General features: G+C 33.7%; 15 protein-coding genes. 8 read left to right on the top strand and 7 right to left on the bottom strand.

The genetic code is table 11. From position 1 onward, the window contains the following. Positions 1 to 26: 26 nt before the first annotated feature. The 3 genes from pepD to NEF87_RS04975 all read left to right on the top strand — a co-directional run bounded on the left by pepD (position 27) and on the right by NEF87_RS04975 (position 3,230). Positions 27 to 1,547, top strand: a complete 1,521-nt coding sequence (gene pepD / locus NEF87_RS04985) for a beta-Ala-His dipeptidase (RefSeq protein ID WP_457918914.1) — start codon at positions 27 to 29, stop codon at positions 1,545 to 1,547. A 212-nt stretch (positions 1,548 to 1,759) separates the two neighbouring features. After that, on the top strand, positions 1,760 to 2,545 hold the full coding sequence (locus tag NEF87_RS04980) for a slipin family protein (protein ID WP_371805302.1): 786 nt from the start codon (positions 1,760 to 1,762) through the stop codon (positions 2,543 to 2,545). Positions 2,546 to 2,558: 13 nt separating this feature from the next. Beyond that, a complete protein-coding gene (locus NEF87_RS04975) occupies positions 2,559 to 3,230 on the top strand; it encodes an orotidine 5'-phosphate decarboxylase / HUMPS family protein (protein ID WP_457918913.1) in 672 nt (223 codons plus the stop codon). 15 nt (positions 3,231 to 3,245) lie between these two features. On the opposite strand, the gene NEF87_RS04970 is transcribed toward NEF87_RS04975, so the two are convergent. From NEF87_RS04970 to NEF87_RS04950, 5 genes are all read right to left on the bottom strand, one after another. After that, complete coding sequence (locus tag NEF87_RS04970; protein WP_371805300.1) at positions 3,246 to 4,502, bottom strand: MFS transporter; 1,257 nt, start codon at positions 4,500 to 4,502, stop codon at positions 3,246 to 3,248. A gap of 69 nt (positions 4,503 to 4,571) precedes the next feature. Further along, positions 4,572 to 5,186 carry a CPBP family glutamic-type intramembrane protease gene (locus NEF87_RS04965; RefSeq protein ID WP_457918912.1) on the bottom strand — a complete coding sequence of 205 codons (615 nt, stop codon included), beginning with the start codon at positions 5,184 to 5,186 and terminating at the stop codon, positions 4,572 to 4,574. 10 nt (positions 5,187 to 5,196) lie between these two features. Continuing rightward, on the bottom strand, positions 5,197 to 5,961 hold the full coding sequence (locus NEF87_RS04960) for an ERCC4 domain-containing protein (protein ID WP_457918911.1): 765 nt from the start codon (positions 5,959 to 5,961) through the stop codon (positions 5,197 to 5,199). A 62-nt stretch (positions 5,962 to 6,023) separates the two neighbouring features. Continuing rightward, complete coding sequence (locus NEF87_RS04955) at positions 6,024 to 9,047, bottom strand: OmpL47-type beta-barrel domain-containing protein (RefSeq protein ID WP_457918910.1); 3,024 nt, start codon at positions 9,045 to 9,047, stop codon at positions 6,024 to 6,026. 218 nt (positions 9,048 to 9,265) lie between these two features. Continuing rightward, a complete protein-coding gene (locus NEF87_RS04950; RefSeq protein ID WP_371805296.1) occupies positions 9,266 to 9,634 on the bottom strand; it encodes a VOC family protein in 369 nt (122 codons plus the stop codon). A gap of 53 nt (positions 9,635 to 9,687) precedes the next feature. Between NEF87_RS04950 and NEF87_RS04945 the strand changes: the two genes are divergently transcribed. The 5 genes from NEF87_RS04945 to NEF87_RS04925 all read left to right on the top strand — a co-directional run bounded on the left by NEF87_RS04945 (position 9,688) and on the right by NEF87_RS04925 (position 14,627). Next, positions 9,688 to 10,374: a hypothetical protein gene (locus NEF87_RS04945; protein ID WP_457918909.1), complete on the top strand. Its 687-nt coding sequence runs from the start codon at positions 9,688 to 9,690 to the stop codon at positions 10,372 to 10,374. A 66-nt stretch (positions 10,375 to 10,440) separates the two neighbouring features. Then, a complete protein-coding gene (locus NEF87_RS04940) occupies positions 10,441 to 10,827 on the top strand; it encodes a winged helix-turn-helix domain-containing protein (RefSeq protein WP_457918908.1) in 387 nt (128 codons plus the stop codon). 91 nt (positions 10,828 to 10,918) lie between these two features. Next, positions 10,919 to 12,418: a hypothetical protein gene (locus tag NEF87_RS04935; protein WP_457918907.1), complete on the top strand. Its 1,500-nt coding sequence runs from the start codon at positions 10,919 to 10,921 to the stop codon at positions 12,416 to 12,418. Positions 12,419 to 12,517: 99 nt separating this feature from the next. Beyond that, on the top strand, positions 12,518 to 13,666 hold the full coding sequence (locus NEF87_RS04930; protein WP_457918906.1) for a prenyltransferase/squalene oxidase repeat-containing protein: 1,149 nt from the start codon (positions 12,518 to 12,520) through the stop codon (positions 13,664 to 13,666). 97 nt (positions 13,667 to 13,763) lie between these two features. After that, entirely contained in the window at positions 13,764 to 14,627 is an 864-nt protein-coding gene (locus tag NEF87_RS04925; RefSeq protein ID WP_457918905.1) for a bifunctional 5,10-methylenetetrahydrofolate dehydrogenase/5,10-methenyltetrahydrofolate cyclohydrolase, read from the top strand. Between the two features lie 22 nt (positions 14,628 to 14,649). On the opposite strand, the gene NEF87_RS04920 is transcribed toward NEF87_RS04925, so the two are convergent. Beyond that, entirely contained in the window at positions 14,650 to 15,222 is a 573-nt protein-coding gene (locus NEF87_RS04920) for a pyruvate kinase alpha/beta domain-containing protein (protein ID WP_457918904.1), read from the bottom strand. A 9-nt stretch (positions 15,223 to 15,231) separates the two neighbouring features. Continuing rightward, positions 15,232 to 17,001, bottom strand: coding sequence for a chloride channel protein (locus NEF87_RS04915; RefSeq protein ID WP_457918903.1), 1,770 nt, complete (start codon positions 16,999 to 17,001; stop codon positions 15,232 to 15,234). Positions 17,002 to 17,042 lie beyond the last annotated feature (41 nt).

Here is a 17,042-nt window from a genome sequence, read left to right as displayed (position 1 = left end):
ATCTTTTCTTATCGTTAAACAAGAAAATGGTCCTCGAATCCTTGAAACCTCGAATCGTGTGGGAAATATTTGAAGATGTTATGGCCAGTACTCCCCACCCGTCTAAGAAGGAAGAAAAAATTAGAAAAAAGATTAAAGAATGGGTGAGAAATAAAGCCGAGCAAGAAGGTCTTGAACTTGAAATACTCGAAGATACTGCTGGAAACATTTTAGTTCGGAAATCCGCCTCAAAAGGATGTGAAAACTATCCAAGCTTGATGATGCAAGCTCATATGGATATGGTCTGCGAAACGGATCGACCTGAAGGATTCGATTTTGATAATAATCCGATACCAATTCGCATTCAAGACAATGGGGAATGGGTTGATGCTGATGGCACCACTTTAGGTGCTGATGACGGAATAGGTATTGCACTCGGTTTGGGTATCTTGTTTCTCAAGGATGAACAATTTTTACATGGGCCTTTAGAAGTTCTCCTCACTGTGGATGAAGAAACGGGGTTAGGAGGAGCTATGGCCTTAGATCCTCAAGTCTTTAATATTCAAAGCAAATATCTTATCAATCTTGATGGTGGAAATTTAGGAACAATGATCATTGGATGTGCAGGTGGAGGAAACACGGAATTTTCAATGGAAATAGATCCAAAATTATCCGGTTCTGAAGAAAAATTGCAATTTTTTGAACTTCATGTTCATGGACTTCTTGGAGGGCATTCTGGAGGGGATATTCATCTCCCCAAAGCGAGTGCTAACGTATTAATTATGTCCATTTTATCCCACCTTAATGCTTCCTATGATCTGCACCTCAGCTCAATAAATGGGGGTACGATGCATAATGCCATCAATCGGGAATCGATTGCGAAATTTGCTGTTTCAAAAGATCACACAGAGGCTTTAAAACAATCCTTTATTCATATTGCCCAAGAGATATTTAACTATTATCAAGCTGGAGACGATAAGTCTCTCCATTTTGAACCCAATATGATTATCGATTTGACTGAAACTCAACCTCAAAAATCCCTTGAAGTGCAACTTAGTTCCAAAATCATTGCCAGTATTAACTTAATTCCTCATGGAGTATTGAAATATTCTCCTACAATCCCAAATCTTGTAGAAACTTCGAATAATCTCGCTGTGATTAAGACCTCTGACAAAAAAATTACAGTTATATCTTTTGCTCGAAGTAGTGTGGATAGCGAATTTAAGATAATCCGTACTAAATTGGTTCAGATTGCAACATTTGGGGGATGGAAGATTGATTTAAAACCCGCCTATTCAGGATGGAAACCGGAACCTCACACTCCCTTTTTGCAGTATGTGACCAAAAAATATGAGGGCAAACTGGGTCGTCCTGTAAAAAAAATGGCAATTCATGCTGGTTTGGAATGTGGTATTTTTTCAACAAAAATACTCGGAGTTCAAATGGTTTCAATGCTTCCTATCACCGAAGGATGTCACACTCCTGATGAACGTGTTCATATTTCCAGTACGGAATTTATTTTTGAACTATTAAAGGAAATTATAACCGATTTACCCGCAATTTTATAAATTCCTACTTAACCTTTTTTTTAAAATATTTTTATCCATCAGAACCATATGTTTACAAAACATTTTTTCAAAACCAATAAATACTTGATGGGTATGATGGATGGAAGATATATGCATCAATTTCTTAGTGTGATCTAAGTAACCAACCAATATGTTATATATTAAAATAGGGAGAAGACCAATGGTTAGTTACTCAAATGAGTTGAAAAAATATGATTTTACAAGTAAATTTAACATTTTTATGGGTAATTGTGGGGATCCTTGTGTTTATTGCATTTGTTTTTGTAATTCCAGGGATTAAAATTGCTTTAGAATATGAACGTTTAGTTATATTTCGCTTAGGGAGATATAAAAGAACTATTGGACCAGGAATTGTGTTTGTAATTCCTTTTCTGGAATCTGCAAAGAAAGTCGATCTGCGAATTATCACACAAGATATTCCAAGACAGGAAGTAATGACTCGGGATAATATTCCAGTATTGGCGAACACAGTGGTTTATTTCAAAGTTGAACAACCGGAAGATGCTGTGATTAAAATCGAAAATTTTGTTTATGCAGTTCGACAATATACTCAAGCCGCTTTAAGAGATGTTTTTGGGACCATGGAATTGGACGAAGTACTAGGTGAAAGAGATCGAATTGCACAAGATATCCGAAATATTGTCGATGCTGAAACAAAAGATTGGGGTATTGACATCAAGGGTATCAAAATCCAAGAAATGGAATTGCCTTCCGAAATGAAACGAGCTTTTGCGAAACAAGCTGAAGCTGAACGTGATAAACGGGCAGCAATTATCAAAGCCGAAGGAGAGTTACTGGCTTCTAAAAAACTTGCAGAAGCTGCAACAATGATGGCTTCTTCACCAGGGGCCATGCAAATTCGTGCTTTACAAACGATTCGAGAAATTGCACAAGATCCTTCTGAAAAGATCGTCATTTTTATGCCCGGAAATGTGGATAGCAGTATGTCAGATCTAATTAGAACGATTAAACCTTAAAGGGGGAGAAAAAATGGGATTAGAACCAAATCGGCGGTATGTTCAAATTGCCTTCAATTCAGATGTTTCGGAAGTTCAACGAATATTACCTCAAATCCCATATGATCCACGAATTTTTATCGAAGCTGGAACTCCCTTTATAAAACGGGAGGGCATGGCTGGAATTCGTTTGATCCGTCGCTATTGGCGAGGTGTAATTGTTGCAGATTTAAAGAGTTCTGATGGTGCTGCGGATGAAGTTTATATGACGGCAATCAATGGTGCTAATGCTGCTACGGTAATGGGCTCTGCTCCAGTAGAGACACTAAATCATTTTATAAATGCTTGTTCAGAACGCAAAATGTATTCTATGGTAGATATGTTAGGTGTAATCAATCCCTTGAGGAAATTAATGCCTCTAAGGGTGAAACCCGACTTTGTTATTATTCATAAAGGTCGGGATGAAGAAAGTAACAATCAAAAATTGATACGTTATAAAGATATTACTAAAATAAAATCAAAATTTGATTGTTTAATCAGTGCTGCTGGAGGTTTAGAAGAAAATTCTGTTCGTACAGCCTTTTTTAATGGGGCAGATTTAGCGATTTTAAACATCGTTAGTGATTCTGATCGTAATAATGGTTTGTCCAATTTTGCGAATTTCAGGATTTTAATTCCCAAGATTCTATCGGAACTCGGGGAATAATCGTTTTTTTTATTATTATTTTCTTTTCTCAGATTGCGCCATCTTTTTATAGATATAAAATGTTAATCCCAAGATAACAATACTGAAAATGCTTATAAATGCAAAATTGGCATAAATATTCACTTCCACCACATACCCTGCAATAATTGGTGTGATTCCAAAACCAGCACCAACAATAACCTCATTAAGTGTCGAATATTTCGATGATCCAGTTTTAGTTCCCCAATCCAACATAATTTTCATACAAACACCTTGAATTAATCCAACCATTAATCCTAAAAGAACTGTTGTTAGAATTACTACGTAAATATTTTGGAATAATATCACGAAAATCGCTAGTAAACTGATACCTGCGATTCCAATTGGAAAAATACGTTGTTTATCTCTAATTTTAAATGTTGCAACTTTATTCAAAGCAATAATTTGAAGTAATTGAATCACTAATGTAATTATGTAGACCCATTCTGAATCTTTGCCTGCATCTTTTAAGAAAAATGGAAGAGAGAATTGAAAAATCGCTTTACTGGATGTCATGAAAATGATTCCAATCCATGAGAGAACAATTGGAAAAACTGTCGCTGGAAATGTTGATTGGGAAATTGACTGACTTTTTTCACTGATAGAAATTAAAATGTCTTGATTCTCGTTAACTTCTCCATATTTAATCTCATTTTCACATAGAAATGAGATCGGAATCATTATCGCTCCAATTCCCAAAGAAATTAATATTGCGATATAATCAGTTAAAAAGAATACAATTACATAACCTGAAGCGAACCCTCCAATTAATCCAAAGCTCCATGATTTGTTAAAATTTTTAAAGTTCGTTTCGGATTGTCCTTCAGTACTTACTTTTTGCCACGAGCTGACAAGGACTAATAAATTTGGCCAAAACATCCCCATAATGATGCCATCCAAAATCCGGGTTGATATCAAGATCCAAGGTTCAAAAAACAACAATTGGAGAACAATAAATAAAGTAGTTGTAATGGATGAAAATATAATACTATTTTTAATTCCAATAATGTCCTTCATTTTATTTCCAAAGAAAGGTCCAATAATATATGCTATTGCAGTGGCGGATGAAATAGTCCCTACTAAGCTTGAAGCCATACCTTTTTCATATATGAGATAATTGGAAAGCGCCAAACTATAAATCGCATTTGCGAAAGTTTTTACGAATGATATTGTAAAAAGCGGCCATGTTTTATATGATTTATTCGCTTTAATTGATTTCTGTTTCTGAAATGGCAATACTTTGGCATTTTTCATTTTATAATTCTCCTCAAGGATCAGAATTTAAAATTATTCTTTAAAAAAAAACCTATGGCTCTCGCATTGTTATTTGAACTTTATTGAATTCCAACGCAAATATATATATGTCACAGATATTAAGTGAAAAATCCAGCACCCGATAACCCCATAATATAAAAAAACCAATCCCAATGGAACTGCCAGAAGAAAACTAAAGATGATAAAAATCGATGAAATTCTCACATTTTTTGATGTGATATAAATATGGATATGATAAAGTCCAAAAACACTCGCATTAATTAACACGATGAAAATAATTGGAGTGATATTAGACAAAAGTGCATAAAATATTCCCCTAAAAAGCAATTCTTCAAAAAGGAGTGTTAATGGATATTGGATGAAAACGGCATATAAATCCCGATTTCGAATTCCTTTTATGAAAGGAATTGTTTGAATATCAAATTGATCTTTTTTAAATGATTTGAGGGTTCTCTCTCCACCTAAAAAGAGAAAGATGGTACATAAACCACTGATAATTTGTAAGAATAGTATAGATTCAGGAGAATATCCAGAAAAATCTTGTTTTTTAAATAAAAGTGAAGTTAAACCAGAATTAAAAAGGAAAACAGTTAATAGCAGCAAAGTAAGAAGGGGAAATAGAATGCCTTTAATATAATCAATTTTTGTTTTTTCCACTTTCATGCAATCATCTCTATTGTCTGGTTTTTTCTTTGCTTTTCTTTGTCATTTTATAGGACATTTTCAACATTCGATGATTTCGACTGACCATTTTAGGTCCACTGCCCTTGATACTGGCCATTAGACCAGAGATTCCTTTTGGATTTCCATTTTTTGTAAAGATGATATCTGTTTGCAACAATGCTTGTAGGGCGAAATATGGGGTTCCGAAAATGTTAATGTATTTTTCCGCGGTAGATTTTCCAATATCGACTAACCCTTGTAAGAAATAAATTTGATCTTCTCGTGTTATCTTAGCATTTTTAAATTGGTTTGTCATAATTTTTGAAAGATCTGGCCAATGTCCAAGTTTTTGTTCCGATTTTGCCAGTTTAAGCAAAAAATTGGCTGTTTCTTTTTCATCTTTCGTTGGAATTAATGGAATGTCCATTCTATAGATCATGTAGATCATTGCTCCTGTTATGGAGTTTTTATTAATAAATTTCCGTTCAAATAGTCGATTGGGCGATTCCAGGATTATTATTGGTTTAAGAAAACTCTGTTTTAATTTTTCTAATTGGATGAAAAGACGACTATCAAAGATAGAACTCACAAAATCATCTCCCCGTTTTCGTTCTACTGCAATTCTTTCCGAAAGGATATAATCTCCCATTTCTAAAGTTTTAATCTGTAATGAACAAGGAAGTTTGATCATTTCCTCCTTAATTTTCCCTCTTTCTCGTTCATCCATTATGATTGTTGGTTGCGCGTCGGGAGCTTTTGAGGGAATAATCTCCATTTACTATCATTAAAAATTCTTATCATAAAAAATAGTGTAAAAAAAAGATTTGAAGTTTTATTCTAATCAATACACAAAAAGAATACGTTACACCCTAATCCCATGCAAATTGTATTCCATTTGCCAGAATGAATTATTATTGCTAATTTTTCTTGTTTTTCCATAGCAAAATATATTTCTGTACGCCCATTGACTGAAAATTCATATATTTCCCAGCTAAATATTTGGCTATCACATGTTAGATCAATTCGAGTCTCATAGATGCACAATTCTCCTAATCCAAACCACCAATGATGTTCTTTAAACATAAATGTCCAACCATAACAGTGTCTCAATGGTTGCTCATCAATGGTTTTGTTTATAATAAAACTGCAAGTGTTTATAGTTCCAAAATTTCCTGCGTTGTCTAGTGCAACGAAATATAGCATGTAGAAATCATCTTCAGAAAACTCTAAAGGACTAGTATATAATTTCCAAATATTTCCATCTAAACTATAAGATATGTTATTTATGCCTGAATATTTGTCGATTCCAGTTAAATTTACAGTTACTGGTGATTTATATTGATCAAATTCATCTAAAACTCCACTAATATTGCACAGAATTGTGGGATTAGAATAATCTATTAAAAGAGAAATATTTTGAAAAACAATATTTCCAGCAATGCTCAACAATTCAAATTTAATATCGTTATATCCTTCTTCAGAAATATTTAATGGAACAAAATATGGAAGAAATGATTCATTATTTATTGAGTAAGTAAACTGTGTGTGACCAGAAATAGAATTGGTTACAAACGGAATTACTTGAACTATAGAATTATACCAACCATTATTCCCTTCAATACCCGAAATATTTATCAATACTTCTGGTTTAGTTAATTCGAGTGCAAGTTTAAATTCTTTAACACTTTCTTTATTTCCAGCAAAATCCGTTGAATAGAAGGATATGTTATATATGCCGTCGCTTAAAAATTCCAAAGGAAATTCATAAATCATCCAATCATTCGCATCAATCTTGTACCATATTTGAAATTGATTTAACAAATTGTCTGATGCTGTTAGAGAAACATTTCCTTCTGATAAATACCAACCATTCGACCCTACATCTCCATCAAAATAAATTTCGGTTGTAGGACTTGTCTTATCTATTTTGATTATGTCATGATATGTGATTTTTGCCCCACTAAAACTTGTTACTTCTATATTTAAGATATTTTCTCCTTCAGAAGTTACTTCTATCATGTTGATAAAAGGAGAAATTATATTTCCGTTCAAAGTACAGCTTATTTCATAAATTCCCGACGTACTATTATTTAGTGAAATTAATATATCAACATCGCTGGTATACCAACCATTGGCTCCCATTGTACCTGAATATTCAATATAAATTTCGGGAGCTTTTGTATCAATTTTGATTATTTCTGATTTGTATTGTTCAATATTTCCCGCTAAATCTTTTGAGTAGTAAAATAATGAATAAATTCCATCTATATCAATGCTAATTGGAGTTCCATCGAAAATTGACCAAGTTATATTATCAAAACTATAATAGATCGATGCAACTGTTGATTCAAGATCAGTAGAGATGAAATCGAGATCAATATTTGCTATATACCAGTCATTTTCTCCCATTATTCCAGAAATATTGAGTGTTGTCAAAGGATTTGTTTTATCAATAGAAATTTCTCTATAACCAAATGAATTATGTCCTGCATTACTTGATATATTGAAATAGATAAAGTTTACTCCTTCTTCTGTATAGTAAAATGTTCCTGTGTATGGAATAAATTCTATTCCATTTGTACTGTAAGTGAAAGCTGCGATTTCAGATGCAATTTGATTTGTTGTAATAGATATTTCTACATCAGATTTAAACCAGCTGTTATCTCCCATTAAACCATCGAATTCTACATTTACCTCAATTTCTGAAGTTTCTATATAGAAAATTTGCGACAATGTTTCTCCTACATTTCCAGCATTATCGGTTGAATAAAAGTAAATTGTGTTCGAACCTTCGATTGTGGTTGAGATGATTGTTGAATACACGTTCCAATTCATCTGGTCATAGCTATAATATGTCTCTTTGACCCCTGAACTAAGATCAATACTATCAAATGAAATTTCTACTTCTGAAAGGTACCATTCATTTTGTCCCATAATTCCCATAATTTCGATATCCGTTGTGGGGGATGTTTGATCAATGCTAAAAATTTGAGATCCTTCAACTAACTGTCCATTTATGGAAGAATAGAAATATAGATCATACATTCCATCTTCAGAAATGATCATGGGGCTGGTATACTCCTGTTCCGGATCACCGTTTAGACTATAATAAATTGGCTCCATCTGAAAATTATCAATGGTGATTTCAATGTCTGATATGTACCAATTATCATCTCCAATTGTCCCAATAAGATCGCAAAATATTTTATATTCCTCGATAGTTATCTCAAATTCAGGGATAAATTCTGCATCATATTCTCTGGCTTCAATACTTACATAATATTCAATAAAATATATTCCAATTTCGTCTAATATGATAGATCCTTGATACAATTGGGGATCTCCGCTGTTTATAATGTAAAATATGTCAAATTCTGTCGTAAAGAATTCTAAAACCTCTAGTGTCAAAAAAACTTCAGAAACATATGCTGTCGCATCAGTATTTAACTCTCCCATAATTTCAAAACTGGTTACAGGGATTGATGTTGCAATTTTTATGATTTCTTCATTAGTTGTTTCAATCTCGCCTGTTGACATGTCTTCTGAATAATAAGAAAAGATGTGTTCTCCATCTTCTTCAATTATTATCGGCATACCATCATAATATTCCCATCCTTGATTATCCACAGAAAAAAAAACATCGGCTTCTAAACGAGAACATTCTAATTGAATAGTCACTTCTGAAATATACCAGTCATTATTTCCCAATTCTCCTTCGATATATATCCAAGTTTCGATTGGATCTTGATCGTAGATTGTTGGATCTATTTCCATCGGATCTTTAATTAATACTTCATTACCCGTAGTTGGACGTTCATTCCCATTTTTAAATTGATCTTTTTCTACAAGCTCCGATTCCATATTATATTCAATTGAACTTGAAAAACAAAAATTTGTGAACAAAAATAATGCCAAAACTAATCCTTTGACTCCCACCCGCTGGTTTCTTCTAATTTAAATCTCCTCCCAAATATAAAAAGACTTTAATGTTTATTATCTACTTCATTTGGCAATATATATATTTGGGTGAGATCATAATTACATAAGTGTTCTCACCTCAACAAACTCTTTTCAGAGATTTAATCTGCATTTTTATCCCACTCCATCATTCCTGACGTATTTCCCTCTGTATCTTTGAAATATATGCAATAACCGACACTCGGAATTGTTATTTTTGGTGTGGTTATCTGACCTCCATTTTCTTTTACCTTTTGGACATATTCATCAATTGATGGAACTGTGATGAAATTTTGTATTGTTGCTAAGGGATCTTCACGCTTTTGAAGACCTCCATCAATAGATTTTCCTTCCATTTCGCTAGTTTGAATGTTCCAGTATTCTATCTGCCCTTCCCATTTAGTAATTTTCCATTGAAACACACTTTCATAGAATAATTTCGCTCGAATGGGATCATCTGCATTAATTTCAAAATGAGATATTGGATTCATGAGCTAGATTTGGGGTAAATAAATAAAAGACTTTTCATTAGTTTATTAAAGTCATGGGATCCTCAATTACCGAGAAAATTTATTTAATTTCATTTGATACATCCTTTCAAAAAGAAATTGAAACTCACCAAAATTTATTAGAGTCCTATGTGATAAAGGCAAGAATAGAGAATTTAGGGGCAAATTTGGTTTTTATTCCTCCTTTGGGATGGGTTTTTCTGTTAGGATCAAAAGATATTGATAATGAGAAGAAAATGCAAAGGATTAAAGAAGCTCTTTACGAATTTTTGGAAATTCATTCTAATGGCGTTATTATTTTTAACGGTTTTAATCGAATCAAAGAAAAAAAACGTCTTTTTCTCCAATCTCTCTCCATAGATTTTTTATCGCTTAGTGATCTTTCATTTCCGGGAATAATCGCTGCTCGAAATTGGGATGATGTTTTTTTATTTTTAACTCGTATCGCCTTTAGAGAACAAGTGAAAGACCATATACCCGACGTAGGAAGGCAAAAATCTCGAAAAAAACTTTTAGCTGATGCCCAACAATTTTTTATTGAAGGATTAACCCTTTGTGGCTCAAAGAAAGCTCAAAAATTGTTAAAATCTTTTGATAATCCAATAGAAATTATTGAATCATTGTTAAATTCCCCAGATAAAATCAAAAGTATTAAAGGCTTCGGAGAAAATTTTGTTGAAAAAAACCATACTTTACTTAATAATCATCTCAAAGATGATTAACTTCATAAAACACCTAAAAGATAACAAATTTAAGCTTCTAAGTTAAAATTCAATTGAGGAGAAGTTATGGGAGACCAAAAAAAAGATGATGCTATTTTTCAGATTGGAACAAAACTGTGGTTGAAGGGCTTTGAAAACTTTACCCTCGGTCCGGGAGATGTTCGTTTAATAAAATCTTTACAAAAAACCAAAAACTTGACTCGAACAAGTGAAGATTTAGGTTACTCCTATAAATATGGCTGGTCTAAATTGAGATCAATTACTAAGAAAACTGGGCGTCCAGTTGTAATTTCACATAAAGGTGGATATGGTGGAGGGGGCAATGTCACAGTTACTCCCTGGGGCACCTATCTAGTGGAACTTTTCTCCATGGTGCAAGAGAGATTGGATCATTTTTCTCAGATCATCAACCAAGAAATTGCCAAGAAATCATTCGAGGATAGTATAAATTAATAAGAAGAACAAAAAGGAAAATATTATAGCCAAAAAGAACCAAGTTTTTAACACAAAGCCCGTTACAAAGAAAAATGATAAGTGTGAAAACATGAGTACAGAGACACATGAAGAGAGCAATGAATATACAATAATAATCGATATTGGTCAAGGTTCGACAAAAGTAGGATTTGCAGGTGAAGAAACCCCTCGTTCTATTTTTCCTACCGTGACCGGCAAACCCAAATATCAACAGATGGCAGGCGGCCAAACTCAAGATATCTATGTCGGAAATGATACTATTCGAATGCGTGGTGTTCTCAAATTAGATTATCCAATAAAACGTGGGAATGTGATGGATTGGGATCAGTATTTCGCAATTTTAAATCACATTTTTTATAATGTTTTACGAATTCCGCCTGCACGTTGTAATGTTATTTATTTGATTCCTCCATTAACCCTCCCAGACATTGCACAATATTTTGCTCGAGTCTTATTTGAAACTCATAAGTGCAAATCTGTGGCTATGCTCGATTCTGCAACAACTGCGGTCTTTTCAATAGGAGAAACAACTGGTTTATCCATAGAATTGGGGTGTGGATTAACCCATGTAACTCCAGTCATGAATGGTCAAATCTATGCTCCCAGCATTAAAAGGTTGAATTTGGCGGGAATAGATGTTGAAGAGCAACTTGCTTCGGCTTTAACACAATATGGTATTTTTATAAAAAAGGAAATTGTGCGTGAGATTAAAGAAAAAGTTTTAAAAATATCCCTCAATCCCACTTCTGATTCTGTCGATCCCGCAAATAATGTAATATTTACTTTACCAGATGGAGAACCCTTAACTATTAATTCTCAATCAGTAATTATGAGTGGGGAAATATTATTTAACCCGGGTTTAATTGGATTGAATTCACCAGCATTACCTCAAGCTGTAATTGATTCATTAAGAGCAGTAGATCCATTTTATTGGCGTCCTTTATTGAAGAAAATAATCTTTTCTGGAGGATCATCCTATCTGCAAGGCTTAGTTCCTAGATTAGTAGATGAAATTCAAAAAATTCTCCCCCAATTGGGACCCTTTCCACCAGAAGAAGATGAACCGAAAATCGAAGATGCAGAGGAAAAAGTTGAGAGACCATCTGAAATACTTAACCAAAAAACGGAAGATAATTGTCCCAAATGTGGAGAAATCGTTATTTTAAACGAAAGTTCCTTTTGTCCTTATTGCGGATTTAGTCTGGAAGTAAATCAGATTGAAATCCTTGATGAATCTCATCATAAATTATCTCGTAAGGAAAAAAAACTGATAAAAAAAACTTCAATTGATGATGATGAGCTTGCTAATATCGCTAGTGAAGTTGAAGGGGAATATGGGTCAGAAGATGAAATTAATGATTTAATTACGTTGTTAGAAAAAAAAACAAATACCACGATGAACGATATCAAAATAATTACTCCAAAGGATCGTTTTTATGCCTCTTTCAAGGGAGCTGCAATTTTAGGGGCTCTTCCGAGTTTTAAAAAATTTATGGTGACTTATGAACAATTTACCAAAAATCCCGATTCAGTGATCGTCAAATTTCACGACATCATTCCATCCATGTAGTTTTCTAGCAAAAATACAATCGGGTGACCCAAAATTTTTTTTATAAATTTGGCATTCTTTTGACCAAATATAGCTTTTATTGAGTAAGGTTTTATTAAAATGAAACGACGTAATATGTTAACGAGTTTACTATTGCTAATTTTTACACTTTCTGCTTTGGGGTTGGATTTCTCTTCTGCAACTCCTAGAAAAGTACTATTGGCAGATTTTTGTGCCCAAAATCAGACACCAACTGGTGGATTTACAGATACGATTAATGGAACTGCCGAAGAAATTACTGAATTTACCACTTATTCGAATGTGTATGTTCTGAGTATTGTTGATCCTGAATTCGAAAAAATAAGTACCGACCTGTCCCTTACCAAAAACTGGTTCGCTGATAAAGTTGATCTGTTTATTGAAGGGAATAATCGTATTCCTGAGATGGTGTATGCATTTGAAGGGGCATTATTGACAAATGGATCAGTTGAAGACTTGAATACTGATGGTGCATTTGGAAAAATTGAGAATTTCCTATCATCCATCGATAACGGTTTTGCAGGGGGAGAGTCAATTGAATCCAATGTTATAGATACAGCATTTGCAGTTAAATTTTTTAATTTAACCGATACTATGAGTGCTCTTCCTTCAACTACCGACGCTACCAAAATCGCAAATTTCTTGATCAGTTGTTATGATGCATCAACAGGAGCCTTTAAAGGAAGTCCAACAGGGTTTGAATCTTTAATTGATACCTATTTTGCTCTTGATGCTTTGAATATTCTCGGACAGATGGATTTGGTGGATGATACCATGAAAACGGCTATTGCATCATACGTTGAAGCAAATTATATTTCTGAAAGTGATAATCTTCGTCATTATGGAGGATATTCTTTAACTACAACTAATGTGCAAAGTTCTTTGATGGCTACATTCTACAGTGTCAGTATTTTGGATTTAATTGGATCTGAGACTCATCCAGAAACATTATCTTGGGTATTAGATCGACAAAATCCTTTGGATTATGGTTTTTCCGATTACTCTGATCAATCAACTTTACCATCTTCTGCCAAACTCTCCTATTATGCTGTTTCCACCATCCAAATTTTGGATTCTGAAGCATTCAGTGATAGTCGATCAGCTGTTATGAATGAAGAGAAATGGGAAATAGAAAGCAATGGGTGGGTGATTGCTGCAATCTGGATTGGTTCTATTGGATTAATTGTAGTTGTTGGAATTTTAGTTTATAAATATAAAAATCGAATCTAATAACTATTTCTTTTCCACTTTTTTTAATAATTTTTAAAATTAATTTATGATTCTCTTGATAGAAAAGGTATAATTTCATCTTTAATTTTCGATCTTAATGGAACCGTTAATATTGGATGGTAGAAAACTCAAGGAAAAATTAATGGCTGATTTGAAACAAAAAATCACCGAAAATCTATCTAAATTCAATCGTCCTCCTGGATTGGCAACTGTTTTAGTCGGAAACGATAAAGCTTCTCAAGTTTACGTCAATATGAAAAATAAAACCTGTGATGCTGTGGGAATTAGATCTTTTAAAAAAATATTTCCAGAAAACATTTCAATTGAGAAACTTTACAAGCATATTGAATCTTTGAATTCAGATCCTACTGTTGATGGAATTTTAGTGCAAATGCCTCTGCCAAAACACTTACGACAATATGAATCCAAAGTGATGGAAATGATTGCCTCAGATAAGGATGTTGATGGATTTCATCCTAATAGTATTGGACTAAATACATTCGGGGATGAAACTTATGGATCTTGCACCCCAAAAGGTATGATTCGTCTTTTAGAAGAGAATAATATTCCTATAGATGGCCAAGAAGTCGTAATTGTTAATCGGACAAATGTTATTGGGAAACCCATTGTGATGATGTTTCTGAATAGAAGTGCAACAGTTACTGTGTGTCATTCACATACGCGGGATTTGGACTTTCATTTAAAACGTGCAGATATTATTGCAGTGGGTGTTGGGAAAATTAATTTCATAACGAAAGATAGGATTAAGGAAGGCGTAGTATTACTCGATGCTGGGATTAACAGAACTGACGATGGAATATTGGTTGGTGATGTGGATTATGATTCCGTTTTCTCTAAATGTAGCGCAATTACTCCCGTTCCTGGTGGTGTTGGGCCTATGACGATTGCAATGTTAATGGAAAACACGTTTTTATCATATATGAGACGAGAAAAAAAGTAATTTCTATTTTCAAGTTTCTTTTTTACTTTGGTTTTGCTAAAATTGCTTTCACTCGCAATTTTTCGAACAAACGGGATGAAGCTGCTTGGAGATAACAACAAGTATCGGCCCCTCTTCCTGTTCCTGAAATTGTAAGGATGTCTTCGCCCATACTTATTTTGCCTGCATCAACTGCCATCAATGCAATCTCGATTCCCACTTTTAATCCATCGCAGATTATAGTTCGTATGAGTTTTGCGAACATTGTTGTCATGTCAAAATATTGGAATTTTCGTAACAATGCACTTCCTACACCAGATAATGCGAGGGTACCTGAAACGACCTCTACTCCCTTTTCATGTAACTCTTTTTTTAATTCTTCAGGAAAAGTTTGATGAATTCCTTCTCTGAAACCGTAATTATGAGTCACACAGACGATCTGGGTTCTTTTGGGATTAAAAAAATTAAGCTCTTCCTTAATCGTATCGCCCATGGTTGAAGCAATGATAATCTTATCTATTTCTAATTGTTTTGCATTTTCTGCTGCAAGCTCAAGCGTTTTTTTTGTATTTACTATCCCCGGAGTTTCAAAAAGTTCATATTTTAAGTTTACCATAACTTCGTCCTACTTTGTATTGCCTATTGATTTTTTTTGTTCCCAAGCTCTAACAATATCATTTAATGTTAAGAGTCCTTTTAAAATTATTTCTGTTGTTTTATTTTCATACTCCATTTTTTCCGTAACAAGCAACGCTCTCACATTTTTTTGGTGCATCAAATCAATAGCTGTTTGCAAAGTTGAATCTGAAGAAATTCCATCAATATCATTTGACATTATTTCCTTTACTGATATTTTATCCCAATCTTCATGCGCTACTGTATATAGCGCATCTAAGAATACTATTCCTTCTAATTTCCCAAAATTCATAACTGGAAATTGATTAAGATCATTATGCTGAGCACTCAATTGAGCGAATTCGAGAATTGGCAACTCGGGTGAAACTGTAATTAAATTGGAAGACATTACCTCATGCACTCGTAAATTTTCTAGTAGGTAAATTGTATCAGGTTTTAGAATAATTCCGTCTTGTTCTAAACTCATTGTATAAATAGATGCCCCTTTGAAAAGCATTCGTCCCACTAAAAAACTAATTACAGAAGTGATTAGTAAAGGGGGCAATAATACAAAATTATGTGCCATTTCGGCGATCATTATGCTAATATTAAGAGGTGCTTGCGCAGAAGCTGCAAAAAGGGCTGCAGAACCAAGTAAACAATAAATTAATGGGTTTGAGATGAGGTTTGGAAATAGTAAATGCAAAAATATTCCATAAGCCCCTCCAAACATACATCCGATGTATAGAAGGGGTGCAAAAATGCCTCCACTACCTCCAGATCCTATTGTATTTGCTGTGGCGAGTATTTTAAGGCTACCCAAAAGTAATAGCAGAAGAAGAGTGAATTCATTTCTTAAAGCCATTTGGATTCCCTCAAACCCAATCCCATAAAAACCAAAAGAGGGGAAAAACATGATTATAATTCCAGTAATTAAACCACCCAACGCAGGTTTTAGAAAATCTGGAATTATAATATTTTGATAACTCTTTTCTATAAATTGGTAGATTTTAAATCGAAAGAAAGCGAGAAATGCAATTAAAACAGCAAAAATCAAAAGAAATGGATATTCTATTGGCTTTATTGCTTCAAATGTAAAATTGATATTAAAAGTTGGATCAATACCATAAATTGTTCCTGCTACAATAGATCCAATTACAGCGGCTAAAAAAACCGGAATGCTTCCAATGATTGAGACTCCTTGATATAGAATTTCGAGTCCAAAGAGTGCTCCTCCGAGAGGTGCATTAAATGATCCCGCAATGCCTGCCGCTAAACCGCAAGTCATAATTAAACGCTTATCTTGTATCTTTAGCTTTAATTTTTTTCCAAAAAATGATCCAAACGAGGCTGCAATCAATGCGATTGGGCCTTCTCGCCCCGCATTTCCTCCAGAACCAATGGTTAAAGAAGAAACGATGGTTTTATACAAACCCGTTTGAGGTTTTATATGAGCCTCCTTTAAAGCCATTCGTCCCAATAAGTATGGTATTCCAGATCCTTTCGTTTCCTTGGCACGAAAATGAATAATTATTCCAACTAGTAACCCTCCTATAGCGGGTAAAAACATATAACCTATGTTAAAACTGCCAATATAGAAAGAAATTATTGGTAAAATGATCTCCAAGAAAAATATTGTAATTGTTTCAATCAGAAATCGTAATAATACTGCCGAAAAACCTCCAATAATACCCATCAAAAAAGCAAGGGACAAAATCAAAACCCAATCCTTAATATCTTTACTTCCATTACCTTTTATGTCTTGAAGGCCTTGCTTCATATTGTTCACTCCGAAAATTACAAAAAAAAATGGTTCGATTT

The organism is Candidatus Lokiarchaeum ossiferum (assembly GCA_025839675.1).
GTDB classification, from domain to species: Archaea; Asgardarchaeota; Lokiarchaeia; order Sigyniarchaeales; family Promethearchaeaceae; genus Lokiarchaeum; species Lokiarchaeum ossiferum.
The sequence above is the reverse complement of the archived record's forward strand: the minus strand, read 5'-3'. Positions and strand labels throughout refer to the sequence as shown.

Excerpts from the sequence above, each read along its gene's own strand:
- NEF87_RS04925 (WP_457918905.1), top strand. The coding sequence starts at position 13,764 with ATGGAACCGTTAATATTGGATGGTAGAAAACTCAAGGAAAAATTAATG.
- NEF87_RS04915 (WP_457918903.1), bottom strand. The coding sequence starts at position 17,001 with ATGAAGCAAGGCCTTCAAGACATAAAAGGTAATGGAAGTAAAGATATT.
- NEF87_RS04980 (WP_371805302.1), top strand. The coding sequence starts at position 1,760 with ATGATTTTACAAGTAAATTTAACATTTTTATGGGTAATTGTGGGGATC.
- pepD (WP_457918914.1), top strand. The coding sequence starts at position 27 with ATGGTCCTCGAATCCTTGAAACCTCGAATCGTGTGGGAAATATTTGAA.
- NEF87_RS04955 (WP_457918910.1), bottom strand. The coding sequence starts at position 9,047 with ATGGAATCGGAGCTTGTAGAAAAAGATCAATTTAAAAATGGGAATGAA.
- NEF87_RS04975 (WP_457918913.1), top strand. The coding sequence starts at position 2,559 with ATGGGATTAGAACCAAATCGGCGGTATGTTCAAATTGCCTTCAATTCA.
- NEF87_RS04935 (WP_457918907.1), top strand. The coding sequence starts at position 10,919 with ATGAGTACAGAGACACATGAAGAGAGCAATGAATATACAATAATAATC.
- NEF87_RS04945 (WP_457918909.1), top strand. The coding sequence starts at position 9,688 with ATGGGATCCTCAATTACCGAGAAAATTTATTTAATTTCATTTGATACA.
- NEF87_RS04920 (WP_457918904.1), bottom strand. The coding sequence starts at position 15,222 with ATGGTAAACTTAAAATATGAACTTTTTGAAACTCCGGGGATAGTAAAT.
- NEF87_RS04940 (WP_457918908.1), top strand. The coding sequence starts at position 10,441 with ATGGGAGACCAAAAAAAAGATGATGCTATTTTTCAGATTGGAACAAAA.
- NEF87_RS04950 (WP_371805296.1), bottom strand. The coding sequence starts at position 9,634 with ATGAATCCAATATCTCATTTTGAAATTAATGCAGATGATCCCATTCGA.
- NEF87_RS04930 (WP_457918906.1), top strand. The coding sequence starts at position 12,518 with ATGAAACGACGTAATATGTTAACGAGTTTACTATTGCTAATTTTTACA.
- NEF87_RS04970 (WP_371805300.1), bottom strand. The coding sequence starts at position 4,502 with ATGAAAAATGCCAAAGTATTGCCATTTCAGAAACAGAAATCAATTAAA.
- NEF87_RS04960 (WP_457918911.1), bottom strand. The coding sequence starts at position 5,961 with ATGGAGATTATTCCCTCAAAAGCTCCCGACGCGCAACCAACAATCATA.
- NEF87_RS04965 (WP_457918912.1), bottom strand. The coding sequence starts at position 5,186 with ATGAAAGTGGAAAAAACAAAAATTGATTATATTAAAGGCATTCTATTT.